The following is a 25,491-nucleotide window of genomic DNA, read 5'->3' as shown; positions in this document are numbered from 1 at the left end:
GGAATGGCGGGGCGGAATTCTCGCTACGAATTGGGGGACGAGACAATCTCTGGAGGAGCTGCTGCTATGAGATATCCCCGCGATCTCCTGGGCCATGGTCCGAACCCGCGTATCGCCTGGCCCGATGGCGCCCGGATCGCCGTTCAATTCGTGATCAATTACGAGGAGGGCGGAGAGAACTGCGTGCTTCACGGCGACGCGGCGTCCGAGGCCTTCCTCTCGGAAATCGTCGGCGCTCAGGCCTGGCCCGCCCAGCGCCACTGGAACATGGAATCGATCTACGAATACGGGGCGCGCGCCGGATTCTGGCGGCTGCACCGGTTGTTCACCGACCGGCAAATACCGGCCACCGTCTACGGCGTCGCCACGGCCCTCAAGCGATCGCCCGCCCAGGTGGCCGCCATGCAGGACGCCGGCTGGGAGATCGCCTCCCACGGCCTCAAATGGATCGAGCACAAGGATTTCGACGCCGAGCGCGAACGCGCCGAGATCGCCGAGGCGATCCGCCTCCACACGATCGTAACCGGAGAACGGCCGACCGGCTGGTACACCGGCCGCTGCTCCGTGAACACGCTCGATCTCGTGACCGAGGCCGGCGGCTTCGACTACGTCTCCGACGCCTATGCGGACGACCTGCCCTATTGGCATGAACATGCCGGCCGGCACCAGCTCGTCATCCCCTATACCCTCGACGCCAACGACATGCGCTTCGCAACGCCACAGGGCTTCAACAGCGGCGACCAGTTCTTCAGCTATCTGAAGGACAGTTTCGACGTTCTCTACGCCGAGGGAACTGCCGGCGCGCCGAAGATGATGAGCATCGGCCTTCACTGCCGTCTCGTCGGCCGGCCCGGCCGCGCCGCCGCATTGGCCCGCTTCCTCGACTATGTGCAGAGCCACGAGAAGGTCTGGCTCGCCCGCCGCATCGACATTGCCCGTTACTGGGCAGAGACCTATCCGTTCCAGCCGAACGAAGACCGTCCCTCGCGGCTTTCGAAGGATGCCTTCATCGATCGCTTCGGAGGGGTATTCGAGCACTCGGACTGGATCGCCAGACGCGCCTTTGCAGGCGAACTCGGCCCGGCCAACGATACGGCGACGGGACTGCACGCGGCGCTCTGCGCGGTCTTTCGCGAGGCAAGCGAAGAGGAACGGCTTGCCGTCCTCACCGCCCACCCCGATCTTGCCGGCAAGCTCGCCCAGGCGAAACGCCTGACCGAGAGCTCGACTTCGGAACAAGCCTCGGCGGGCCTCGACGCACTGACGGATCAGGAGCGCGAGCGTTTCACGAACCTCAACAATGCCTATGTCGAGAAGTTCGGCTTCCCCTTCATCCTGGCCGTCAAGGGGCGCAGCAAGGACGAGATCCTTGCCGCCTTCGAGAACCGTATCGGCAACGATCGGGAGACGGAATTCGTCACCGCGTGCCGCCAGGTGGAGCGGATCGCGCTCCTGCGGCTGCGCGACACGCTGCCGGACTGAGGCGGCGCCATGACGCGTGCCGGCGAAGCCCTGCCCGGCTTTGCGGGCGGGACAATCAACCTCGCTTCCGCAGGCCTTGGCGCCCGGGCGCTCTTTGCGACGGACGAATTCTTCGGCCCGCTGGAGCGTATGCTAAAGGACGAACCGGCCGCATTCCACCCCGGCCTTTACGACGATCACGGCAAATGGATGGACGGCTGGGAAACCCGCCGCCGCCGCGGCGCCGGCCACGACTACGCGGTTATCGCGCTCGCCGCGAAAGGGCGGATTGCCGGCTTCGACGTCGACACGTCGCACTTCACCGGCAATTATCCGAGCGCCTGCTCGATAGAAGCCTGTCATTCGGCGGAAGATCCGGACGAGGCGACCGAGTGGGTCCAACTGCTGCCGGTCACCGGCCTCGGACCGAATGCACATCACTTCTTCGCCGCGCACTCCGACGCGGTCTACAGCCATATCCGGCTGCGCATCCATCCGGATGGAGGTATCGCCCGGCTTCGGGTCTACGGCACTCCGGCACTCGATCTCAAGGCTATGGCGAACGAGACGATCGATCTTGCGTCCTGCCTGCTCGGCGGTCGAATCGTCGCCTTCTCCAACGGCCATTACGGCCACGAGCGCCTCATTGCCCCAGGGCGGGGCGCGAATATGGGCGACGGCTGGGAAACGCGCAGGCGGCGCGAACCGGGCTACGACTGGATCATCGTCAAGCTTGCCGCACGCGGGCACGTCGAACGGATCCTCGTCGATACCGCGCATTTCAAAGGCAACTATCCGGATGCTTGCTCGCTACAGGCGGCTGACCTCGGAGGCATGACTGCCGAGTGCGACATGCTCGTTGCCTCCTCCGCGATGTTCTGGAACGAGCTTCTGCCGCACCGGAAGCTTTCGGCCGACAGCGTCCATGAGTATGGGTCCGATATGCTCAGACATGCCGATCCGGTCACGCATGTGCGCCTGAACATCTACCCGGATGGCGGCGTCAGCCGGCTGCGCATTTACGGCCGGGTCGCTGACCCCAGATCACGATGACTTCGGGTCTGGTCGACCTGAATGAACGCGACCGATTCCAATAGGTTAGAGCGGGATTCCGGCGAAGAACCGCGCACACTTTTCTCATCCGCTCTAGCCGCGGGCCGCTTTGCGCGGCCGCCCGCCCTTGGCACCATTAGCACGCGCGGCTGCTGCCTTCGCCGGCGATGTCGCTTGCCCTGCCCTTCGTGCCATATAAGCCTTGGTGCCGAATATGCCGGCCAAAAGGCCCGGAATCGAAAGATCGACGTCCAAGGCTTCCCAATGCAGGCCATAACCTTCCCCAAGGATCTCGACTGCGGCGAGCTGATCGCTGCTTCCATCTTCCAGTCCCTGCGCCAGGCGTGGCGGAAAGGCGAACGTGCAGCCATTGATCAACTCCACGACAATGCGGCCGCTTCGCTCGTCATAGCGCGCAGATGCAGCACGCGGCTCTGTCTCTCGCGCTATCCGGCCGCTTTCCAAAGCTGCGTCGATCTGGGTGCCCGTCAGTTCAGCCATGAATCTCCCTCCATCTGCCGAGGAATTGCTGTTGCCGTTCGTTGACGATCTGCACCGCCCGGCGCACATCGCCCCGCTTCATGCCATCAGCCCAGACCGCGCTAGTAACCTATCACGATGGGTTACTCAAGTCCAACGCTGTCCCGCAAGCGCCGCGAAGTCGAGGAGTATGTCTTTGGGCCGGCAAGAACGCCAGAGGTTCGTCGGCTTGCCAAAGAGCGTGGCGGGTTGGAGGGGCCGCGCCGGTCGCGACCCTCCCCAACCCTGTTCGGTCACTCGGCGAAGAATGCGAAGCGGACGATGAACAGTGCCGCGACGAGCTGGGTCGCCGGGTGGATGACGTTCCACTTGCCGGTGCAGACCTTGAGGACCACGTAGCTTACGAAGCCGAAGGCGAGACCGTTGGCGATCGAATAGGTGAAGGGCATGGCGATAGCGGTTAGCGCCGCGGGTGCCGCCTCCGTCAGGTCGTCCCATTCGATCTCGGTGAGCTCACGCATCATCAGACCGGCAACGTAAAGCAGTGCCGGCGCGGTCGCATAGGACGGGACGGCGGCGGCAAGCGGCGAGATGAAGAGCGCGGCGAGGAACAGCACCGAGATCGTCAGCGCCGTTAGACCGGTGCGCCCGCCCGCCTGCACGCCCGAGGCGCTTTCGACATAGGCGGTCGTGCTGCTGGTGCCCATCAGCGAGCCGGCGACGATGGCCGAGCTGTCGGCAAGCAATGCACGCCCGAGACGGCTGGGCTTGCCCTCTTCCACCAGTTTCGCGCGCTTGGCGACACCGATCAGCGTGCCGGTCGCGTCGAAGACCTCGACCAGCACGAAGACTAGAATGACGTGGACGAGACCGCCATGCAGGGCGCCCATGATGTCGAGCTGGAGGAAGGTCGGCGCAATGCTCGGAGGCGCAGAGACGATGCCCTGGAATTCCGATACGCCGAGGAACATCGACAGAACCGTTACCACCAGGATGCCGATGAGGATGGATCCGCGGACATTGAGCGCGTCGAGCACGGCGATGACGAAGAAGCCGAGGATCGCGAGCAGCGGTCCGGTCTGCTTGAGATCGCCGAGGCCGACCAGCGTCGCCGGGTTGTCGACGACGATGCCGGCGTTTTTCAGGGCGATGATGCCCAGGAACAGGCCGATACCGGTCGCAATCGCGCTGCGAAGCGAATGCGGGATCCCAGCGATCAGCCAACTTCGAACCCCCGTGACAGTCAAGAACAGGAAGATGATGCCGGAGATGAAGACCGCGCCGAGCGCCTGCTGCCAGGTGAAGCCGAGGGCGGCCACGACCGTGAAGGCGAAGAATGCGTTGAGGCCCATGCCCGGCGCCATGCCGATCGGCCAATTGGCGACAAGCGCCATGACGGCGGAGCCCAGAGCGGCCGCAAGACAGGTCGCGACGAAAATCGCGTTGCGGTCCATGCCCGTGGTCGACAGAATGTCAGGATTGACGAAGATGATGTAGGACATCGTAAGGAACGTCGTGACGCCGGCGATCACTTCCGTGCGGACGGTCGTGCCGTGCTCCTTAAGCTTGAAGAGTCGTTCAAACATTTTTCCTCCCTTGGCAGACGCCATCTCGACGCAGCCGAACGACAGAGACCGGGTGTGTTGCTCCTCCAAGAGCCCGGCCATTGCAATTTGATCGCGCGCCCCGATGTCTTCAGGGTGTATGATCCAGGCCGTGCGGCCTCGCCGGATGGGTCGCCATCGCAAGCACCCGATTGTGCGTTTTCGCGCGCATGACCGCTAGCCACCGATTTCGACGCCGAGCGCGAAAGACTTTCAAGTTTTCCAGCGAATTCCGGAGGCATTCCTTCGGGCACCGGCGATGCTAGATCCGGGTATCGGACGCGCTCCAGGCACCGTCGTCGGCCCGGACGAGCATCGGCGTCGCGAAGACTCCTACAGTCCGATCCGGCCATTGCGGAGAGAGTTCGGCGAGCGGCTGGCGCCACCGTTCCGACTGCAACATGGCGGCACCGATCGCGACCGGCTCGATGCCGCAGGCCGCCATCAACGACAGGCCGGCAAGGATCGAGGCTCCGCTCGATATCACATCGTCGATCAGCACGACTCGCCAGCCCCGCAACAGCGGCAGCATGCGGGGATCGACATAGAGCCGCTTTTTCTGACCGGGCGTCGTGATGGACGACAGGGGAACGGAGAGATCGTCGACGTACCAGAATTTTCGCGAGGTTCCGAGCGGCACATAGCGCTTGTGGCCGAGCTTGCGGGCAACGGCTGCGGCGAGCGTCAGGCCGAGTGTCGGAAGACCCGCGACGATTTCCGGTCGGAAGGGCGCCAGTCGGGCGGCCAGTTCCTCCGCGAGCGCGTCCTCCACCTCGAAGCTCGCCTGATTAATGATCAGCGAGGCCAGCGCATGTCTGCCGTCCGAAAGCGGCCGGATCGGCAGGAGGATCTGGCGCCCGTCCGCGAGAGTGGCTGGAAAAAAGGTGCGGAAGCCGCCGTCTCCGACAAAGCTGCCGGGCGGAAAGACCTCCTGCCAGTAATCGTGCGGCTCCATTGGTTTCGCTACCGTCATACCTGGCGTCCATTCGGCTGAGTAAAAGGTTCTGATCCCTGAGTTTTTCGTCTATACCCATTGCCGCTTCGATCAAACCGAAAGGGCACGTCCCAGCGACCAAAGCTGGGGAATTCAGGCTCTTTCCAGACTGCTCAAGGAATGCCTGCCGATGCGCGTGCCCCCCGGGATTGCCGACGATCTCACCTTTCTCACGGCCTTTCGCCGCGACCTGCACGCTCATCCCGAACTCGGTTTCGAGGAAGAGCGGACGAGCGATCTTGTGGCGAGAATCCTCGAAGAAGCAGGCCTCAGAGTCCACCGCGGCCTCGGCAAGACAGGCGTCGTTGGCACGCTGCAGGTCGGCAACGGCACGCGCGCGATCGGCCTGCGCGCCGACATGGATGCGCTCGCCATGCCGGAACTCGCCGACCGGCCCTACAAATCCACGGTAGCGGGGAAGATGCATGCCTGCGGCCATGACGGCCATACGACGATGCTGCTCGGCGCGGCGCGCCACCTTGCGGCGACGCGCAACTTCTCAGGAATGGTCCATTTCATCTTCCAGCCCGCCGAGGAAGGCCGCGGCGGCGCCAGGCGCATGGTGGAGGACGGGCTTTTCGATCTTTTCCCTTGCGACGCGGTCTATGGACTGCACAACATGCCGGGGCTTGCAGTGGACGAGATGGCCGTCGTGGCGGGGCCGCAGCTTGCCTCCTCGGACAGCTGGCGCCTCACCTTCCGCGGAGTCGGGACGCACGGCGCCAAGCCGCATCTCGGCCGCGATCCGATCACGGCGGCGGGGACATTCCTCGCTTCTCTGCAAACCGTCGTCGGCCGGGTCGTCGACCCGCTGCAGCCGGCGGTCGTCAGCGCCTGCGCGCTGCAAGCAGGCGACCCCAAGGCGCTGAACGTCATTCCGGACACGGTCGAGATCGGCGGCACGGCGCGTGCCTATACGCCGCATGTGCGCGACCAGTTGGAAGAAGAGATCGGCCGGTTGGCGCTGGGGACCGCGGCGATGTACGGCATCGAGGCCGATTATCGCTTCGAGCGGCGTATTCCCCCGGTCGTCAACGATCCCGACGCGACGGCACGCGCCCTTTCGGCCGCCCGGTCCGTCTTCGGTGAGAAGGCGCTGACCAGCTTCCCACCCTCGACCGCCGGCGACGACTTTGCCTTCTTCGCGCTGGAGGCGCCCGGCTGCTATGTCTGGCTCGGGAATGGTCCCGCCGTCGACGGCGCGCTGCACCATAACAGCGCCTACGACTTCAACGACGCGGCGATCGGCCCCGGGGCTGCCTTCTGGACCGCGCTGGTGGAGCAGGAACTCAAGGCCTGAAGAGCGTCAGAAGGTCTCCAGGACCGGGCTTTCCAGCAGCTTGCCGGTCGCTACGTCGGCAATGCCGCGATCCGTCTGGTGCGGCCCGGCATTGCAGGCGAGCGTCGCCCCGAAGCAGGCCTTGAACACGAGATAGGGAGGCTGCCACTCTACGATTCTGCCGGCAGCCTCGCGAATGGCCGCGAAACCCGCTGCGACCTCGGCAAGCGGCGCATCGGAGACAAGCCCGCATAGCGGCAGAGGCAGCAGCGCCTCGACCTTGCCTTCGGCAACGACCGCCATTCCGCCGCCGGCTTCGATCACCGCATTGGCCGCAACCGTCATGTCGCGCGGGCTGCTGCCGAAGACCGTCAGATTGTGGCTGTCATGCGAAACGGTTGTCGCAAAGGCGCCGCGCCACTCGCCCCAGCCTTCAAGCAAACCGACCCGCGGTCGGCTGTCGGCGCGGCCATGCCGATGGGCTACGGCAATCAGCGTCGTGCCATCAGGCGGCACCAGATATCCGTCCGAAACCTCGGCTCCCGCCTCGCCCCATCGGGTGAAGCGCGGCCGGTCGATCGTCACGACGCGGGCCGTGCTGCCCGTGGCAGCGATGCGAAAGTCGTCCTCTGTCAGCGGTTCGATCTTCATCGTGTGGCGCAGGGGCGAGACATCGGCCGCGACGGGCGCCTGAAGCATCCCGCCGCCGCTCGCCACCAGCCTGCCGTTCGCCAGCACATGGAGCGCGCGGAAATCGCGAATGTCCTCGAAGAGGACGATGTCGGCACGGCGACCCGGTGCGATCAGGCCGAGATCGGCCCTTCCGAGCCGCCGGGCGGCGTTCAGGGTTGCCGCCTGCAGCGCCCACTCGGCCTTGAGCCCGTAGCGTACGAGGCGGCGGACCACGTCGTCGAGGCCGCCGTCGCGGTGAAGATCGTCCGGGAAAACGTCGTCGGTACACAGCGTGACCGTCTGCGGCAGATGGCCCAGAGTACCGAGCGCTGTCACGAACTCGGGAAGAAGGTGATCGTGCGAGCCGCGCAGCTCGATGGTCAGGCCGGCGCGAAGTTTGGCGATGAGGTCGTCACCCGAAACGAGCTCGTGATCGGAGCCGACGCCGGCCGTTACGAAGGCCTGCAGATCGGCTCCCTCCAGGCCGCGCGCATGCCCGTTGACCGATTTGCCCGCCTTCAGTCCCGCCTCGACGATCGCAGTCATGCGCGGATCGCCGTCGATGACGCCGCGCATGTTCATGACCTCGGCGATCCCGCCGATCTCCGGCCAGGACAGCATTTCCGCAACGGCTTCGGCGTCGAAATCCGCGCCGGCGAGCTCCAGGCCGGGAGCGGAGGGCACGCAGGACGGCGCCAGAACCACGGCACGCAAGGGTAGACCGCCCATTGCGTCGACGGCCCAGCGCACGCCGGCAAGTCCGCTCACATTGCCGAATTCGTGCGGGTCCCAGACGACCGTCGTCACGCCGCGCGGCACCACGGCGGCAGCGTAGACCGCGGGCGTCACCATCGAGCTTTCGACATGCATATGCGTATCCACAAGACCGGGCGAAAGGTAGGCTCCCGCCGCATCGATGACCGTGTCCGCGTCGCTGCGCGACCCGGGTGCATGGACGCTCGCGATCAGGGCACCGACGATCCCGACATCCGCCGCGCGGCATTCGCCTGTCACGACATCCACGACCGTGCCGCCGGCCACGAGCACATCGAAGCGCGCATCACCGCGTGCGGCGGCAACTGCGCGCGCCCGCAAGCAGGCGTCGTCGAGGTCGGAGGGTTGCTGCAGTACCGTCATCTGGCGGCTTCCTTGGCGAGCGCACCGAGCAGGTGCCGGCGGGCACGTTCCGCGTCGACGTCGATCGCATATTGGGCGTTGAATGTCGCGTGGCTCCCCCGGGTCTCGACCACCGTCCGGCCGCGCGTCAAGGCTCCGGCAAGCTCGACATCGATGCGCGCCGGGCGAAACGACACAGCGTCTCCATCGACCAGCGCAACGGCTGCGCAGGGATCGTAGATCGCCATGCCGGTCCGTCCACGGCTCGTGCCGATCGCGACGTAGCCGGCGAGAAGATCGGCAAGCAGCGCGGCCTTTGCGCCACCTGCGGTGCGTATCGCCTCCACATCGTCCGGATAAGCGATGACCTTCCGGCAGAGGTCGAGATCGACCATCCTGAACGGCACGCCGTGGGCAAACACGATGGCGAGCGCTTCCGGATCGGCAAAGGCGTTGAACTCGGCGGACGCCGTATGATTGCCGCTGGAAACACCGCCGCCCATCCAGGTGAGCTCGTCGATCCGCGCGGCGAGGTCGGGGCGTGCCAGGGCAAGGGCAGCGATATTGGTAAGCGGCGCGAGCGCCAGGATACGATGCGGACCTTCGCCGTCCTCCAGCCAGCGGCAGAGCGCAAGGAACGCATCGCTGTCCGGCAGGGCGGGTGCATCGGGGAGGCTCAGCCCCGACGTCGGCATGCCGGTCTGCCCGAGGATACGCTCCGCCGTCTCGAGCTTTCCGAGCACGGGGAGCGCCCGTCCCCGATGGATCGGAAAGGTCCAGCCGAAGGCCTGCGCTGCGGCGGCGGCGTTGCGTTTAACCTGCCCGAGCGGCACATTGCCGTAGACCAGCGAGACGCCGTCGACGGCCTCACCGGCGTGAAGGACGACGAGCAACGCGGCGATGTCGTCGAAGCCCATATCGGTGTCGATCCAGATGCCCATGGCGGATCAATTGAACCTTTCCAGCTTCGCGGCCTTTTCGACCGGCAGATCGAATGCGAGCGTGGTGCCTGCGGCATGCGCGGGCACGGCCGCATCCACTTCGGCCTTCAGCGCACCGAGCGGCGTATCGAGCAGGTATTCCCGCGTGCTGCCGGAAAAAGAGGCCCCGCGCACGGTGCCCTGGAAAGGACCTGACCCCAGGGTCACCATGCGCGGACGCCAGGCAAGCCCCGCCGCATCGTGCGGCAAAGGCCCGGGAAGCTCGATCGGGCCGTTTCCGGCGCGCAATTTGCCGTTCTCGACGGCAAAGATGTTCTCGAAGCCGACGAAATCGGCCACGAAGGCCGAGGCCGGCCGGTTATAGATCTCTTCCGGCGTGCCGATCTGCTCGATCGCGCCGTTCAGCATCACCACGATGCGGTCGGCCAGCGACAGCGCCTCGCCCTGATCATGGGTGACGAAGATCATCGTGACGCCGGTTTCCCTCTGGACCCGCTGCAGTTCCGTGCGCATCTCGAGCCTCAGACGCGCGTCGAGGTTGGAAAGCGGCTCGTCGAGAAGAAGCACCTTCGGCTCCATCACCATCGAGCGGGCAAGTGCTACGCGCTGCTGCTGACCGCCGGAAAGCTCGGCCGGCTTCCGGTCGGCAAAGCTCGTCAATCCGACGGATTTCAGGCCGGTCCCGACGCGGGATTCGAGCTCCGCTCCGGAGAGGCCCTTCAGCCGAAGACCGAAGGCGACATTCTCGAAGACGGTGAGATGCGGGAAAAGCGCATAGGACTGGAAGACAAGACCGACGGAACGCCTGTTCGCGGCAACGCGAGTAATGTCGGCGCCGTCGAGGCTGATACGGCCCGATTGCGGCTTCAGCAGGCCGGCGATGGAGCGCATCGTCGTGGTCTTGCCGCAGCCCGAAGGCCCGAGAAACGCGACCAATTCGCCTTTTCGGATCGAGAGGTCGAGATCCTTCACGGCGACGGTGTCGCCATAGGCGAGCGTCAGTTTTTCGAGGCTGAGGAAGGCGGGATCAGACATAGCGGGAAAATCCTAGGAAACGCTCGGCGAGGAAGACGATGCCGATGGACATGAAGGCGAGCAGCGCCGACAGGGCCGCGACCGACGGGTCATAGGTGATCTCCATGTAGGAGAGCATGTCGATCGGCAGCGTGCGCACGCCCGGGCCGGACAGGAACAACGAAACCGGCACCTGATTGAAGCTGGTGACGAAGCCGAGAATGAAGGCGGCGAGAATGCCGCTGCGGATGTTCGGCATGACCACCCGGAAAAAGGCGCCGGCGCGTGACGAGCCGAGCAGCACCGCGGCCTCCTCGATATCGGAGCGCAGATTGTTGAGGCTCGCCGAGACGACGCGCACCGCATAGGGCAACACGAGCGCCGTGTGTGCAAGGAAGAGCGCCAGCGTGATATTGAACCCGAAGGGAACGACGAGATAGCGTAGCAGCGCCAGGCCGACGATGATGCCGGGCACGATGATCGGCAGGGAGACGACGGTGCGGACCGTTTCGCCGAAGGGCAGCCGGTAACGCGAAAGCGCGTAGGATGCGGGGATGCCGAGGGCAAGGGCGGCAGCCGTCCCGCCGATGGCAAGCAGCATCGACATGGCGAAGCTCTCGCGGAAGCTCTCGACCTCGAAGACCTTTGCGACCCATTTCAGCGAAAGGCCTTGCGGCGGAAAGGCAAGCGTCTCGCCCCCCGACAGGGATGCCGCGACGATGATGAAGAAGGGGCCGATCAGGAACGCGGTGACGAGTACGAGCACCGTTACCGGGAAAAGACGGGAATTCATCGCTTGCTCCTCGCGGTGGCGAGCCGCTTCAAGAGAAGATTGGCCGCGAAGCTCATGACGATCAGGATGAAGGCGATGACGCTTGCGGAGACGAAATCATTGGCGACGGTCACACGCTGATAAAGAAGCGTTTCCAGCATCAGGACCTTGGAGCCCCCGAGGATCGCCGGGGTGATATAGGCTGTCAGGGAGCCGGTGAAGACGAGCGTTCCGCCGATCACAAGACCTTCCCTGGTGAGCGGCAAAATGACCTTCCAGAAGACCTGAAACCAATTGGCGCCGAGTACCCGCGCTGCGGGGATCGCGTCCTTCGGCATGTTTTCGAGCGCACTGATCAGAGCCAGGATCATCAGCGGCAGAAAGAGCTGCAGGAGCCCGACGAAGACCGCCGTCTCCGTGAACAGGAAGCGCACCGGCTCGTCCGTCAGGCCGACGCTCGTCAATGCCTGGTTGACGATCCCGGTCCTCCCCAGAATGACGATCCACGCATAGGTGCGCGCAACCGGCGATATCATCAGCGGCAGCACCACGAGGCCGATCATCCGGCCCTTGCCTTTCGGCGGCAGGTTGACGATGGCGAAGGCAGCGGCATAGCCGATGACGGCAGCGACCACGGTTACCGCCGCGCCGAGCCGCAGCGTGCGCAGGAACACCGTCCGGTTGAGCGGATCGGATAGGAACCCGGTATAGGCGGATACCGACCAGCCATCGACATTGCGGAAGCCTTCGGCAAGCAGGATGACAACCGGCCCCAGAAAGACGACGGCGGCGAACACGGCCGCCGGCAAGGCAAGTGCCAGCGCCTCAGCCCGGTTGTGGAACATCTCTACCCCTTTCCGCGGCAGTGCCGCCGTTGGATACGTGGCGCGACGCCGGCAGGATCTGGCGTCGCGCAAGGCAAGAGCCAGGCTCTTACTGGCCGACCTTGGCGTTCCACTCGGAAAGCCACGCTTCCCGATTGTCGAGTGCCACTGCCGACGGGATGAGCTTCAGGTTCTTGACCGTTTCTTCGCCGTAGGTGAGGTTCTCGGCGATCTCCGGCGAGACCTTCACTTCCTTGTTGGCGGGGCTGTCGACCAGCTTTTCGGCGAGCGCCGTCTGGATTTCGGTCGACAACCAGAAGTCCATGAACTGAAGCGCGAGATCCTGGTTCTTCGAGCCCTTGGCCAGAACCATGACGTTCATGCCGCCGGTCTGGCCCTCCTTCGGGGTCGCCCACTTGATCGGCAGATCCATCTTGGTGAAACCTTCCCAGGAGAACCGGCCGATCGGCGCCGCCCAGATTTCTTCCTGCTGCATCAACTGCACGAGCTGCGAGGATTTGACGTAGAAGGTGACGATATCGTCCTTCTTTTCGCCGACTGCGGCGATCGCGGCCTCGAGGTCCGGCGTATTCTGGCCGAGCGCTTCACCGATCATGTAGAGCGTCGGCGGACCCTGGTTGGTCGTGACGTTCGGGAGAGCCACATGGCCGGCGAGCTTGTCGCCGAGTAGATCGGCCCAGGACGTGACTTCCACCTTGTCGGAACGATAGACGATCGAGGTGGCGTAGAAAGTGTAGCCGATGCTCATGCCGTCGCCGTTCGGGTCCTTGGCGATGTCGTAGAGCTTGTCGAAATTGCTGAGCTTCGAAGTATCGATCTTGTCGATCAGGCCGGCCCTTGTAGCGGAAAGCGCGTCCGCCATGGAAACCACCGCCATGTCCACGACCGGATTGGCCTTGTTTGCCTCCATCTTGGCAAGGCGTTCGATGCTGTTGCCCGTTTCGACGACGAGCTTGCAGCCGCACTTGGCTTCGAATGGATCATAGACCAGCTCCTTGAACGCGTCCTGGGCGAAGCCGTAGACGGAGATGGTCAGGGTCTTCTCCTGAGCGGATGCGCCATGGGCGCCGATCAAGAGGAGCGCGGTCGAGGCGATGAGGATTTTCTTCATGACTGCGGTTCTCCTTCGCTGGGTGGCTTTACGTTGGGGGCTGGCTGCACGTTTGATGGTGGCGTCGCCGTGGACTGGCGGACGACGAGTTGCATGGGCACTTTCGAAATGGTGGCGGCAACGGGCGTGCCGTGGGATGGAAATTCGGCTTCGCCGGCGCCGATCGCCTGCACCAGCGCCTCGACCGCGAGCGTCGCGATGCGCGCCATATCCATCCGAATCGTGGTCAGCGCCGGCGTCACCACCGGTGACCAGATCAGGTCGTCAAACCCGGTGACGCTCGCCTGTTCCGGGACATGGATGCCGGCCCGTTGCAGTTCCGTGAGCGCGCGCAGCGCCTGCAGGTCGGAGACGGCCGCAAAGGCCGTCACGCCTTCCGCCACCTTCCCGGCGAGCCCGAGCGAGCAGCCCTGGCCGTGTACCTGCTCCAGCCGTTCGATCCACAGCGTCTCCGCCTGCGCGCCTTCGCGCATGGCCGAGCGAAGCCCGCCGATCCGGTCGTTCTGCACGTTGGAGGCGGGATTGTTGCCTAGGATCAGCAAGCGCCTGTGACCGAGTCCGACGAGATGCTCGGCGATCTGCCTTCCGCCGTCCCAATGGTCCGCCGCCACCGTGTTGCCGGGTGTCGAGGGCGTGTCCACCACAGCGACCGGGCAACCGACATCGGCAATGCGGGTTCCCCGCCGCGGCACGATGACCATGCCGTCGACGCCCCGCTCGATGAGGCGTTCGATCGCCCTCGTCTGGACGGCGACGTCGCCGCGGGAGTCTGCGATCAGCACACCGTAACCGGCAGAAGATGCCGCAAACTCGATCGCCTGTGCGATCTGGGGAAAGAGCGGATTGCTGATGTCAGGCAGAACCAGCCCGATGACCGCGCTCTTGCCGGTCCTGAGCGCCCTTCCCGCCTGGCTCGGAACATATCCGATCTCGGCCGCAACCGAGCGGATTTTCTCGGCAAGCTCGGCGGAAACGCGCCCTTTGCCGGAGAGCGCGTTGGAGACCGTCGCCGCGGAGACGCCAAGTGTCGTGGCTATCCTCGTCAGTTTGGGTCCGGAACGTGCCAAGGCCTTATCTTCCGCCGCATCGGATGATTAAACGATTAAGCTGCGATATATCAGCCGATCGTGCCTGTCGAATCTTTTTTGAGTCGAACCTAATAACTGGCCGCAGAGATCGCTCACCTGTGGATGAAGCGTACCCGGGCGTTGTCCTCAACGCGCAACGAAGAGCAGGTCGAAGCCCCTGATCTCGCCTTTGGAAACCGATTTGCGGATCGCTCCCCAGAGCGCCGACGGGTTCTCCAATCGAAAGCCACGCAGGCTTCGTATCAGGCGGAAGGTTGCCGACGCAGTCCTGATTACGCGCAGAACGGCAGGCCCGGAGAGCGAAGCGGCCAGGATCTGCGGGTGCACCGCGAGCAGCACGCCGGCGGTCCTCTTCCGGTCGATCGCCCGGAACTGGTCGAGAACCTTGTATTCGTAGCCTTCGATATCGATCTTGAGGCAGAGACGTTCGGTCCTCGCCATCGCCTGAAGCTCGGGAATTGTGATCGTCTTCGCCTCGATCGACATGCCGGTGTCGTCGGCGATCAGCGCCGACGTTTCCGAACTCCCGAAGCCGCCGCCCACGGAATTGAGAACGAGACGTTCGTCTTGCGAAAGGGCCGCATTGACGAGTTTCACTTCCCCGGTGTTTGCGCCTTTCATTTCGGTGAGAATGCCGAAACAGACCGGATCAGGTTCGACGACAATGACATTGTCGGCAGCCTGTGCCGCCCAGTAGGGCGTGACCCCGATCCAGCCACCAATGTCGATATAGGTCGTTTTGCGGTCGACGAAGCGCGCGATGTTGCGAAAAGTACCGGGCTCCCACTGGCCGGACTGCAACCGGCTGAAGAAGCGCGCCTTTTCCGGCTTGTCTGGGAAATAAACGGTTCTCTGGAAATAGGTTATCGCGCGCATCGCGCTTCTCTAGAGCATTTTCAAGCGAAGTGGAAACCGGTTTTTCCGGGGACGTCGCGGAGGGGGAAACGGGTGAACGAGGCTCAGGCCTCTGCCCTCTGGGCGCGGCTGCGCGCCTCCGTCAACTCGGAAGTCGTCTGGCTGAGGCGGTCGGCCAGCACCCGCATGATCTCGACTGCCATCTCCGGGAAATCAGCCAACAGTTTGAGGAAATCATCCTTCCGGATCCGCAGAGCTTCGAGTGGGGTGGTCGTCTTGACCGTTGCCGTACGCGGCGTGTTGCAGAGGATGGCGATCTCGCCGACGATCGAATTCTGCTCCACTTCGGCGACTTTCAGCTGTCCGTTCGGCGTCGAAACGAGCACATCCGCATTACCCGAAAGGATCACATAGGCCGCGTCGCCGATATCCCCCTGATGAAACAGATCTTCTCCCATGCTGTACATCACCCGGTCGGAGGTGAAAGCCAGAAGCTTGAGCTTGGCAGGCGGAAGTCCGGAAAACAGCGTTATCCGGCGCAGCATTTCCACTTCATCTTTTAGGAGCATAACAGTCCGGTTCTCCGAATGCGTCGCGGTTGGTGCAAACAGGTCCTATCCCGTGCCGGCGGGAACATATGCTTGCCTCCTGACAACAATATTACATCAAGATGCCAGTTCCTTGTAGTCGCTGTCTCTTGCATGCGTTTCCACCGGTTCGTCGCGCGCCAACCGCCCGTTTTCGAAATGCGCGACGCGGTCGAAGAGTTCCGCCAGGTCCTGGTTGGCAAGGACCCACAATATGGCGGGCTTGCGCTCACCGTCCCGCAAGAAGGCGAAGGCTTTGCGGGTGATCTGGTCCTGCGTGCGCTGGTCGAGCGCCAGAAGCGGCTGGTTGAACACGTAGAAATCCGAGACCCGGATCAGGGCACGCGCCAGATTGAGCTTCTGGCGCTGGCCGGACGTCAACCGCTTGCCGCCGGCGCCGACGTCGAAATCCAGCCCGAACACGAGCACCTTGTTATAGAGCCCGAGCGACTCGAACAGATCGCGCACGATCGCACGTATCCGCTCGGAGCCATCCGTGTGCTTGTGCCCGATGCGGCCGAAGAGCACGTTGTCCAGGATTGTCGCCGAGGCCATGTAGCGGTCCGGTTGGTAATGCTCGATGATGCCGACGAGATCGGCCGGGAGGCCGTCGCTGAACTCCCGCCGCGCCTCGACGATCTTCTGCATGAGCTCGTCCGTCAGGAGACCGAAACGATGCCGCGGCTCGATATAGCCGAAGCAAAGGCGGATGATCCGGATGGCATCATCCTCGGACACCTCCTCGAGCGGCTTTCCCCTTACCTTCTGAAGAAGCGCTTCGTAGGCAGGGATTTCCTCGGCCGTCATGAAGGTGAGCTGCTGGAAGAACGGGTGGTCGGGCGGCAAGTCGCGGAACAGTTCCACGACGTTCTCGGCGATTTCGAGCCCCATCTCGTAGAAGGTCTCGTGCAGGCCTGCCCGCTTTAGAACGGTCTTGAAGAAAGGATGGTTCTCGAGCGCCGTCTCCCAGCGGTTGCTGTCGGTGACCGTGCCGAAGAGCAGGTTCTCCCCGACCGTTGCCTCGACATTGTAGGAGCCCGGTTCGAAGAAGACGACGAGATCGCTGAGCTTCTCGGCCTCGAGCCGCTGGCGAAGCGCGCTGCGCATCGCCACGATCTCGCCGGCGAAAGCCACGTGCTCGGTCGGATGGATGGTCGAGCGGACAGCAAGAGCCAGGACGTCATTGCTCAACAGAACGACGTCCAGCACGGCCCTGATCTTCGCGAAGAGGTCGTCCGGCCCGGTCGCGCCCGCGGCCTGATAATCGATCCAGTCGCTGTTCAGGTCGTAATGCGGATTGCCGGCGAGCTTCGCCTCCACAAGCTCCCACCTGCGGTGGGCTTCCCTGTCGCCCTCATAGACGACCTCGGTCAACGGAGCATGCTTGAGCCCGTAGAGCAGATTGTCGCCGAGGCTGCCCTGGAAGGCGAAGACGTCGGAGGAGGCGTAGGATATTCGCCTGCCCACCACCGATTCGGGCAAATCGTGTATATCGGCGTCGCCTATGACGATCCGGCCGGTTGCGGGCCAGGTCAGCCGGCCGAAAGCCTCAGCCAGCGCCTCGCCACCCCCGGACGTGCCGCCGGTAATCGCGACCGTCTCGCCGGGCTGGATCTGCAGCGAGACATGCTCCACGACTTTCGAGCCACCGTCGTCGGCCACCGAAAGGTTGACGGCAGCCAGCGCTCCCGTCAGCGGCGTTGCCGGGTCGACGGAGATTGCCTGCACCTTGGGGTCGATCAGAGGTTCGACGCTGAACTGTTCGACAACCTGGGCATATTTGACCTGCACATCCTGGCGCGCCTGGTCCCAATCGATCAATTCCTTCAAGGGGCCCGGAAGATCCTTGTAGGCGCCGATGACCGCGACAAGCTGGCCGATGTCGAGCCGGCCCTGAAGCGCAAAATATCCGCCGATCGAATAGAACAGGAACGGCGTCACCTGGGCCAGGAAGTTGTTCAGGAACTTGACCAGAAACTTCCACTGATAGAGGTCGTAGCGGATCTTGAATATCCGGCCGAGCCGCGCGGCAATGTCGGCCCGCTCGAAATTGGAGGTATCGTGGGCGCGGATCGTGCCGATGCCGTCGACGATCTCGCTGACGCGGCCCGACAGCTCACGCGCCGTCAACTGACGCTCGCGGCCGAGCACCAGCAGTCGCCTGCGCATGCGCGGGATAATGACCGCCTGAACGGCGACGATGGAGGCTGCGATGATGCCCAACCAGAAGCTCTGGAGGAGGATGAAGATCAGCGCCGTCAGCGCCTGCCCACCGAGAAGGGCGGGCTGCACGAAGGCGTCTCCGGTGAAGCCACCCATCGGCTCCACCTCGTCCTTGATCATGGTCGAGATTTCGGCCGGCTTCACGCGCTTGAGATAGCCGGGGGGGAAGCGCAGGACCCGGTCGACGAGCTCGAAGCGGATTCGCCGCAGAAGCCGCTCGCCGAGCCGGCCCTTGTAGGTATTGATATAGAACTTGAAGAGCCCGTTGATGATCACGAGCAGCAGGAACACCAGGCTCAAGGCCAGCAGCATGCCTTCCCTGCCGAGATCGAAACCCGAGAAGAGGTTGACCTCACCGAAGAACGGCAGGTCGAAGGAAATCGGCAGGAACGGTTGGGTCGCCTCGGGGCCGTCGAAACCTGCACCCTGAATCGGTCCGTTGACGATCTGCTTCGGCAGATCGAAGGACAGGAAATAGGGAACCATCGACAGCGCCACGACCAGCAATATCCAGAGTTGCTGCTTGCGGGTGTGAGTCCAGATGTAGCGGGAAAGACGTGGTTCCATGTGCCGGTAAAGAGACCTATCTGAAATTCGGGATCGCACGGCTGTTCTGCCGGCGGACTACAGCGCCGCACTTGGTGCCGGTCCGCCTGATCGTCAATGGGCCTGCGCTACCTCCACGAAATCGTGACTACCCGGCATGAGAGCAGAGCGATGCGCCATGTCAAGCCTCCGACTGATATGCAGTACCGCCTCATCTACGCAGGCCTCTTGCCTCCACTCCTGCGGCCACCTCCGGCGCCTTGCGCTCACTTGACCGTGAGCTTACAACAGCCGCATGACGCATGCCAGCCACTCTCCCCGCCTTCTCGAAGATTGGCGCGAAAACGCCCATGACCTTGCCCGGGGGCTGGCTGCCTATTCCGGCAGCAGGCTCGTCGGCGGCATAGCCAGGGTCATCGCGAAGCATCCGCAAGCCAACATTGCCAATGCCTTCAACCACAAGCAGGTCGACTGCAAGATGTGGGCCCGCGACAAGCTCTTCGAGAGCATCGGCGCAGACTGTCGTCGGATCATCGTGCTCGGCGGCTGGTACGGCGTTCTGTCGGCCATGCTGCTCGAAGATTCGCGCTTCGACATCGAATTCGCCGTGAGTTGTGACATCGATCCCGCGGTTGAGCCGGTGGCGCGCACGCTCAACGCAGCCTTCGGCGACAGATTCCATGCGATGACGGCCGATATGCACACGCTCGACTATCGCGCCCTGAATTCGGATCTGCTGATCAACACGAGCTGCGAACACATCGGCGAACTGCGGAACTGGCTGGACCTGCTTTCGCCCGGCACGCGCGTCCTCCTGCAATCGAACGATTATTTCAGCGAACCCACCCACATAAGCTGCGTCAGGTCGCTTGAAGAATTTCAAGCGCAGGCGCGTCTCGCGCGGATCGACTTCGCGGGAGCGCTGCCGACAAAAAGATACACGCGCTTCATGCTGATCGGGTCGGTCTAAGACCTGGAGCTGGGTGAGGAAAGGACTGTCTCGACGAAAGCCGCTCGCCGATGATCCTCGCCGTCCCGGCGGCTCCGTCGAGGTCGAGCGGCGGGATGGCCGGTCTTGGCCGGGCAAGCATGAAGCTCACCTTCGCGGCCAGAAGCTCAGGCGTGATCCCCTCCTCCGGCAGCACGCCGGCGAGATCGAGCTGTTCGAGCCGTGCCGCCCGCGTGCTCTGTTCGGTCTCGCCACCCGCGGTAAAGGGGATGAGGAGGCACGCGCATCCGGCACGCAGAATGTCGCACACGGTGTTGTAGCCGGCCTGCGAGACGGAAAGGCGGGCACCGCCGAGCAAGCCACCGAAATCCCGCCGGAAACGAAAGAGGCTGACGCCCTCTGGAGCCGCGGCCGCGAATGTGTCGAAATCCGCCTGCGGCAGGTTCGGGCCGGTTATCAGACACCAGCGAAGTGCATTCGGCAGAAGCTTCGCGGCCTCGAGCGCCGCGCCGATCAGCTCCCTGCCGACCGCGCCTCCGCCCGCCGAAACGACGATGTCGAACTTCTCCGCCGCCTCATTTGGCGGCGGCGGGGCGACGAGGCCCGTATAGACGACCTTGTCGCGGACTTCGTCGGCAAGGGGAAATGTCTCCTCGATACGGGCGAATCCGGGGTCACCGTGAACGAGTACGAGGTCGAAATGGTTCTTGACGAGTGCGACAGTCTCCTCGGCCCTCCCGGGCTTGACCCTCTCCTGCAGAATGTCGCGCAGCGACGTCGTCACGAGCGGCGGCCGGCTGCTCGCCGCAATTTCAGCGAGCAGCGGCAGCAGTTCGAACCGCATCTGCCGACGCCCGAAGGGGAAGGCCTCGATGATGACGACGTCAGGTCCCGTGCGGCGGAACGCCTCGATGAGCAGATCCCGTCGGTGCTCTTGAAAAGCGGCCGTGACCGGGTTTCCGTCGCCGTCGACAAGCCCGGAAAACCCCTTGTCGCCGGCAGTCACCGTCGGCAGTGCGATGGTCTGCACACCTTCCCCCGGAAAGCCCGGCACCGGCGTGCCGCCGGTCACCATCGTGACCTCGAAATCCCGATCGACCAGCGCTCCGGCAATGCGGCTCGCGCGCGCCAGATGCCCGATACCGAGAAGATGCTGCACATAGAAAAGGACGCGAGGGCTGCTCAAGGACTTCTTCTCCATTCGCTTTCGAAGAGCCCGACCAGCTGACGGACGCTGGAGTGGTGGTCGAACTCGCTGCGCACGCGCCGTTCCCCCGCGGCGCCAAGCCGCCGGCGGAGCTCCGGGTCGCGGATCAGCCGCTCCAGTGCCGCGGCAAGAGGCTCCGGGCTTTCCGGCGGCACCACCAGGCCGTTTTTGCCATCTTCAAGAAGTTCAGGAATGCCGGAGACTGCGGTCGATATACAGGCAAGCCGCTGGCTCGACGCCTCCACGAGCACATTGGGCAGGCCGTCGCGGTCACCATCGGCCGCCACCCGGCACGCCAGTGCGAAGATGTCGGCCCCACGGTAGCGGCCCAAAACATCCTTCTGATCGAGTGCCCCGTGCCAGCGGATGCGATCCTCGATGCCAAGCTTTGCGGCAAGCGCCTGGAGCCCGCCGGTGAGCTCTCCCGCACCGATATGCTCGAAGCGCCAGTTGATATCCGCAGGCAACAACGACAGCGCCTTCAGGAGGACGTCATATCCCTTCTTGGGAACGGCGCGCCCGACGCTGACGATGCGCACCGGATCGTCCGGATCCGCGCCGTCGCGCCGGGAATGCTCGCCTTCGAAGGCCGGGAAACGATCGAGATCGAGGCCGTGATAGCTCAGATGGACCCGGGTCTGGTCCTTCGACAGGTCCCGCAGGTGCTCATAGCCGCTTCGGGTGCAGGTGACCGTCCAGCGGGCCCGGTCGAGCTTGCCCGAAAGCTCCCAATCCTTAGAGGTCCAGATGTCCTTTGCATGGGCAGAGCAGGTCCAGGGTATGCCGGTGATTATGCTGGCATAGTCCGTTACCGAGGCCGGCGTGTGAATGAAGTGGGCATGCAGCCACGCGGCGTCTTCCGGCCATTCGGTGACGAGCACCAGCGCCTGACCAAGACGGCGGAAGCGGTTGCGTGAAACGTCGCGCGCGAGGTCCCGGAGGAACGACCCGAGCACCCGCCGGAAGCCGGGCTTCGGGACGGTCTTCACCAGCGCGCGGAAAACGCGCAAGGGCTCCTCATGCAGATATTCAGGCAGGTAATGGACGGCCGCGCGTATTTCGTCATGGACGGGATGGCGTTTCCTGTCGGTCGGACGGCGCAGGGCGACGAGGACGAGCTCATGCCCTGCTCTTTCGAGGCCCAGCAGTTCCTGCGCGATAAACGTTTCCGAAAGGCGTGGATAACCCTTCAGCACGACGGCGATCTTCGGTTTCGGCGACACGTGTCTTCAGTTCGATCTTTTCACGACGGCCAAATGCTCTTTCGATCTATGATCGAGCCATTCGCCGACGATCTCGGATATGTGGACGAGGCCTTCCAGCCTCAGGCCATTGGCGCGGAGCGACGGAGGCGCGCGCTGCGGCAGCGCCTTCAGGGCCGCAGCAAGGCGCAACGGCTCCTCCGCTTCATGAGGAAGCAGCATGTCGACGAGCCCGAGTGCCGAGGCACGCTGGGCGCGGATCAATTGTTCTTCGCGTGGCTGAAGGCGCGGCACGATCAGGGCGGGCTTGTCGAAAGAGAGTATCTCGCAATAGGTGTTGTAGCCGCCCATCGACACCACGCCCCTGGCGCCGGCTATCAGTTCCTCCATGCGATTGTCGAACTCGATTATCTTGATGAATGGGATCTTGCTTCCCTTCTTGATCAGCTTGTTACGCTGCTTTGCCGGCATGTAGGGGCCGAGGACGACGAGCGCGTTATGCGTGAGTTCGGGATCCTCCTGATAGGCGTGGATCACGTCATGGATGAGGTCCGCTCCGTCACCACCGCCGCCGGTGGTGACCAGTATGTAGTCGCCTTCCGGCTTATGGCCGGGCAGTGCGTCGTGGGGAACGCTTCTTTGCAGGAATCCGACGAAGTTCATGCGGTCGCGCACGGCAACGGGCACGTCGAGTCCGACCAGCGGATCGTAGAAGTCCGGCGGTCCGTAGACCCAGATCGAATCGTAGAACTGCTCGATCTTGCGCATCGTGTCGCGTCGCTTCCATTCCTCTTCAAGGAGGTGCGGCGCGTCCATGATTTCCCTCAGACCAAGCACCAGCCTGGTGCCGTGCGTCTTCAGGTAGGCGAGCGTATCCTCTACCTCGCCGCGCAGGCCCATCGGCTCCTTGTCGACGACGAAAATGTCCGGCCGGAAGGTTTCCGCCGTCGAACGGATGATCGACTGCCGCATTTTCAAGGTCTCGTGCAACTCGATGTGACGGTCCAGCGAGGTATATTCGCCGTTTCGGAGCTTTATGACGCTCGGGATCTTCACGAAGTCGACGCGCGCGCGATAATCGAAGGCGCCGGCGATGGTCGCACCGGAGATGATCAGGATCTGCAGTCCGCTGTAATCTTCCACCAGTGCATGGGCGATGGCGCGACAACGTCTGAGATGGCCGAGCCCGAAGGTATCGTGGCTGTACATGAGGATGCGGGCATCCTCGAAGCGCCGTGTCATACGAAAAACCTTTCGCTCAAAGATAGAAACGTCGAAGTCTATTGCAGCGATCGCTTGCAGCCAACAGCGATACCGGGGCTTATTTGTAGGGATCGGCGGCGTCGCGCAACCCGTCTCCCAGGAAGTTGAACGCCAATATCACAAGAATGACCGGGATCGTGGGGAAAAGCAGCCAAGGATAGAAGGCAATGACGCTGACGCTCTTTGCCTCGGTGAGCAGGATTCCCCAGCTGGTTATCGGAGGGCGCAGGCCGAGGCCGAGGAAGCTCAACGCCGTTTCTCCGAGGATCATGCCGGGTATGGAGATCGTTGCCGTTGCGATGAGATGGGACATGAAGCCCGGAACGAGGTGTCGCCCTATGATGCGTCCGCTTCTGGCGCCCATCAGCTGCGCCGCAAGGACATAGTCTTCCTCCCTGAGCGCGAGCAGCTTCGAGCGCACGGCGCGCGCAAGGCCGGTCCAGTCGAGAAGGCCGAGGATGACCGTTATACCCAGATAGATGAGAAGCGGGCTCCATGTCGCCGGCATGATCGCCGCCAGAGAAAGCCAGAGCGGAATGCTCGGTATCGACTGCAGGACTTCGATCAGTCTCTGGACCACAAGGTCGAAGATCCCGCCATGATATCCGGCAAGCCCGCCGATGACGATGCCGAGAACGAAGCTGACGGTGATGCCGAGAAGTCCGATCGTCAGCGATATCCGCGCGCCGTAGATGATCCGCGACAGCACGTCGCGGCCGAGACGGTCCGTGCCCAGGAGGAAAAGCTGCCCTCCCTCCGCCGGGCAAACCAGATGCAGATTGCTTTCGAACAAACCCCAAAAACGGTAGTCGTCGCCGCGGCAGAAGAACCGGATCGGCTCGACCTTCGACGTATCGTCCGCGTAATTGCGCTTCAGCGTGTCCATGTCCAGCGTCATCGTCCGGCCGTAGACGAAGGGGCCGACGAATTCACCCTCGTGGAAAAAGTGAACCCTCTGCGGCGGCGCATAGATGAAATCGACATTGCGCGTGTGCAGGTCGTAGGGCGCGAGAAACTCGCAGATGAGGATCATGCCGTAGAGCACCGCGAGGAAGATGCCCGAGGCGAGCGCGACCTTGTGGCGCTTGAACTTCCACCACATCAGGCGCAGCTGTGATGCCTGGTTCACCCGCACCTGCTCCTCGGTCATGACCTCCACGGAATACGGGTCGAAGGGCGCGGTCGAAACGTAGTGCGGAAGGGGCTCGCCGGGCGCCGGGATCGGTGACGTCACTTTGTGCTCCTGCCTTGCAGACGAATTCGAGGATCGAGGACGGCGAGCGCCAGATCGGAAACCAGCACTCCGATCACCGTGAGGAACGCGAGGAACATCAGGAACGAACCGGCTAGATACATGTCCTGGCTCTGCAGTGCCTTGATCAGCATCGGTCCGGTGGTTTCGAGGGACAGCACGATTGCCGTGATTTCCGCGCCCGAAATGATCGCCGGCAGGATCGAGCCGATGTCCGAAATGAAGAAATTGAGCGCCATGCGCAGCGGATATTTGAGCAGGGTCCGCGTGGGCGAAAGCCCCTTGGCGCGGGCGGTCACGACATATTGCTTCTGGAGCTCGTCGAGCAGATTGGCCCTGAGGCGCCGGATCATGCCGGCAGTACCGGCCGCGCCGACGATGATGACCGGGATCCAGATATGCTCCAGTATCGACTTCGCCTTTTCCCAGCTCATCGGCTCGGAAAGATACTTCTGGTCCATCAAATGGCCGATCGAGGTTCCGAACCAGATATTGGCGAAATACATGAGGACGAGGGCCAGCATGAAATTCGGGATCGCGATGCCGATGAGTCCGATCAGCGACAGGCCGTAATCGCCCCAGCTGTACTGGTGCGTGGCGGCATAGAGGCCAATCGGAAAGGCGATGACCCAGGTGAAGATGATGGTGACGAAGGAGACCAGGACCGTGAGCCACAGGCGCTCGCCGACGACCTCGCTCACCGGCAATTCATATTCGAAGGAATAGCCGAAATCGCCCTGGAGCATCCCCGCGACCCAGTGGACATAGCGCAGGATCGGCGGCTGGTCGAAGCCATACTGCTTACGCAGCGCCTCGATCTGTTCCATATTGACGCCTTCGCCCTGCGCCCTGATCTCGGCGATGTAGCTTTCGAAATAGTCGCCGGGGGGCAGCTCGATGATGGCGAACACGAGCGCCGAGATGATGAGAAGCGTCGGGACCATGACTGCGATGCGCCAGAGAATGTACCGCAGCAT

22 protein-coding genes are annotated in these 25,491 nt (G+C 63.4%); 4 read left to right on the top strand and 18 right to left on the bottom strand.

Going from position 1 to position 25,491, the window contains the following annotated elements; all coding sequences use genetic code 11:
- Positions 1–66: 66 nt before the first annotated feature.
- Together puuE and alc are read left to right on the top strand one after the other, a co-directional pair.
- On the top strand, positions 67–1,482 hold the full coding sequence (gene puuE / locus M1D43_RS21065) for an allantoinase PuuE (protein WP_014527243.1): 1,416 nt from the start codon (positions 67–69) through the stop codon (positions 1,480–1,482).
- Positions 1,483–1,491: 9 nt separating this feature from the next.
- Positions 1,492–2,514: an allantoicase gene (gene alc, locus M1D43_RS21060; RefSeq protein ID WP_014527244.1), complete on the top strand. Its 1,023-nt coding sequence runs from the start codon at positions 1,492–1,494 to the stop codon at positions 2,512–2,514.
- 93 nt (positions 2,515–2,607) lie between these two features.
- On the opposite strand, the gene M1D43_RS21055 is transcribed toward alc, so the two are convergent.
- From M1D43_RS21055 to M1D43_RS21045, 3 genes are all read right to left on the bottom strand, one after another.
- Positions 2,608–3,015, bottom strand: a complete 408-nt coding sequence (locus M1D43_RS21055; RefSeq protein ID WP_014527245.1) for a DUF2442 domain-containing protein — start codon at positions 3,013–3,015, stop codon at positions 2,608–2,610.
- A gap of 272 nt (positions 3,016–3,287) precedes the next feature.
- Positions 3,288–4,580 carry an NCS2 family permease gene (locus M1D43_RS21050; RefSeq protein WP_014527246.1) on the bottom strand — a complete coding sequence of 431 codons (1,293 nt, stop codon included), beginning with the start codon at positions 4,578–4,580 and terminating at the stop codon, positions 3,288–3,290.
- A gap of 280 nt (positions 4,581–4,860) precedes the next feature.
- On the bottom strand, positions 4,861–5,571 hold the full coding sequence (locus M1D43_RS21045; RefSeq protein ID WP_014527247.1) for a phosphoribosyltransferase: 711 nt from the start codon (positions 5,569–5,571) through the stop codon (positions 4,861–4,863).
- A gap of 151 nt (positions 5,572–5,722) precedes the next feature.
- Between M1D43_RS21045 and M1D43_RS21040 the strand changes: the two genes are divergently transcribed.
- Entirely contained in the window at positions 5,723–6,892 is a 1,170-nt protein-coding gene (locus M1D43_RS21040) for a M20 aminoacylase family protein (protein ID WP_010975639.1), read from the top strand.
- 6 nt (positions 6,893–6,898) lie between these two features.
- Here M1D43_RS21040 and M1D43_RS21035 read toward each other — a convergent pair whose 3' ends face one another.
- From M1D43_RS21035 to M1D43_RS20990, 10 genes are all read right to left on the bottom strand, one after another.
- Entirely contained in the window at positions 6,899–8,680 is a 1,782-nt protein-coding gene (locus M1D43_RS21035; protein WP_014527248.1) for an adenine deaminase, read from the bottom strand.
- A complete protein-coding gene (locus M1D43_RS21030) occupies positions 8,677–9,600 on the bottom strand; it encodes a nucleoside hydrolase (protein WP_014527249.1) in 924 nt (307 codons plus the stop codon). The genes M1D43_RS21035 and M1D43_RS21030 overlap by 4 nt, the downstream gene beginning before the upstream one ends.
- 6 nt (positions 9,601–9,606) lie before the next feature.
- Entirely contained in the window at positions 9,607–10,635 is a 1,029-nt protein-coding gene (locus M1D43_RS21025) for an ABC transporter ATP-binding protein (RefSeq protein ID WP_003534073.1), read from the bottom strand.
- Positions 10,628–11,407, bottom strand: coding sequence for an ABC transporter permease (locus M1D43_RS21020; RefSeq protein ID WP_003534075.1), 780 nt, complete (start codon positions 11,405–11,407; stop codon positions 10,628–10,630). Before M1D43_RS21020 ends, M1D43_RS21025 begins: the two co-directional genes overlap by 8 nt.
- Positions 11,404–12,231, bottom strand: a complete 828-nt coding sequence (locus M1D43_RS21015) for an ABC transporter permease (RefSeq protein WP_014527250.1) — start codon at positions 12,229–12,231, stop codon at positions 11,404–11,406. The genes M1D43_RS21020 and M1D43_RS21015 overlap by 4 nt, the downstream gene beginning before the upstream one ends.
- A gap of 88 nt (positions 12,232–12,319) precedes the next feature.
- Entirely contained in the window at positions 12,320–13,342 is a 1,023-nt protein-coding gene (locus M1D43_RS21010; protein WP_014527251.1) for an ABC transporter substrate-binding protein, read from the bottom strand.
- Positions 13,339–14,409, bottom strand: a complete 1,071-nt coding sequence (locus tag M1D43_RS21005; protein WP_014527252.1) for a LacI family DNA-binding transcriptional regulator — start codon at positions 14,407–14,409, stop codon at positions 13,339–13,341. Before M1D43_RS21005 ends, M1D43_RS21010 begins: the two co-directional genes overlap by 4 nt.
- A gap of 147 nt (positions 14,410–14,556) precedes the next feature.
- Positions 14,557–15,306 carry an FkbM family methyltransferase gene (locus M1D43_RS21000; protein ID WP_014527253.1) on the bottom strand — a complete coding sequence of 250 codons (750 nt, stop codon included), beginning with the start codon at positions 15,304–15,306 and terminating at the stop codon, positions 14,557–14,559.
- A gap of 83 nt (positions 15,307–15,389) precedes the next feature.
- Positions 15,390–15,854 carry a cyclic nucleotide-binding domain-containing protein gene (locus tag M1D43_RS20995; RefSeq protein ID WP_003531302.1) on the bottom strand — a complete coding sequence of 155 codons (465 nt, stop codon included), beginning with the start codon at positions 15,852–15,854 and terminating at the stop codon, positions 15,390–15,392.
- Between the two features lie 96 nt (positions 15,855–15,950).
- Positions 15,951–18,662, bottom strand: a complete 2,712-nt coding sequence (locus M1D43_RS20990; RefSeq protein WP_014527254.1) for an ABC transporter ATP-binding protein — start codon at positions 18,660–18,662, stop codon at positions 15,951–15,953.
- A gap of 274 nt (positions 18,663–18,936) precedes the next feature.
- On the opposite strand from M1D43_RS20990, the gene M1D43_RS20985 reads away from it, so the two are divergent.
- Positions 18,937–19,611, top strand: coding sequence for a hypothetical protein (locus tag M1D43_RS20985; RefSeq protein WP_014527255.1), 675 nt, complete (start codon positions 18,937–18,939; stop codon positions 19,609–19,611).
- Here M1D43_RS20985 and M1D43_RS20980 read toward each other — a convergent pair.
- The 5 genes from M1D43_RS20980 to M1D43_RS20960 form a co-directional block, all read right to left on the bottom strand.
- Positions 19,589–20,791 (bottom strand): glycosyltransferase family protein, encoded by a 1,203-nt coding sequence (locus M1D43_RS20980; protein ID WP_017267246.1) that lies wholly within the window; start codon positions 20,789–20,791, stop codon positions 19,589–19,591. The two genes, M1D43_RS20985 and M1D43_RS20980, sit on opposite strands and share 23 nt — an antisense overlap.
- Positions 20,773–22,020, bottom strand: coding sequence for a glycosyltransferase family 4 protein (locus M1D43_RS20975; protein WP_010975627.1), 1,248 nt, complete (start codon positions 22,018–22,020; stop codon positions 20,773–20,775). Before M1D43_RS20975 ends, M1D43_RS20980 begins: the two co-directional genes overlap by 19 nt.
- A gap of 6 nt (positions 22,021–22,026) precedes the next feature.
- Positions 22,027–23,241, bottom strand: coding sequence for a glycosyltransferase family protein (locus tag M1D43_RS20970; RefSeq protein WP_014527257.1), 1,215 nt, complete (start codon positions 23,239–23,241; stop codon positions 22,027–22,029).
- A 79-nt stretch (positions 23,242–23,320) separates the two neighbouring features.
- Positions 23,321–24,496, bottom strand: a complete 1,176-nt coding sequence (locus M1D43_RS20965) for an ABC transporter permease (RefSeq protein ID WP_003531310.1) — start codon at positions 24,494–24,496, stop codon at positions 23,321–23,323.
- Positions 24,493–25,491, bottom strand: coding sequence for an ABC transporter permease (locus M1D43_RS20960; protein ID WP_003531312.1), 999 nt, complete (start codon positions 25,489–25,491; stop codon positions 24,493–24,495). The genes M1D43_RS20965 and M1D43_RS20960 overlap by 4 nt, the downstream gene beginning before the upstream one ends.

It is taken from the genome of Ensifer sp. R1-3 (genome assembly GCF_056739175.1).
Note: the sequence above shows the minus strand (reverse complement) of the source record. Positions and strands in the feature narration are given on the sequence as shown.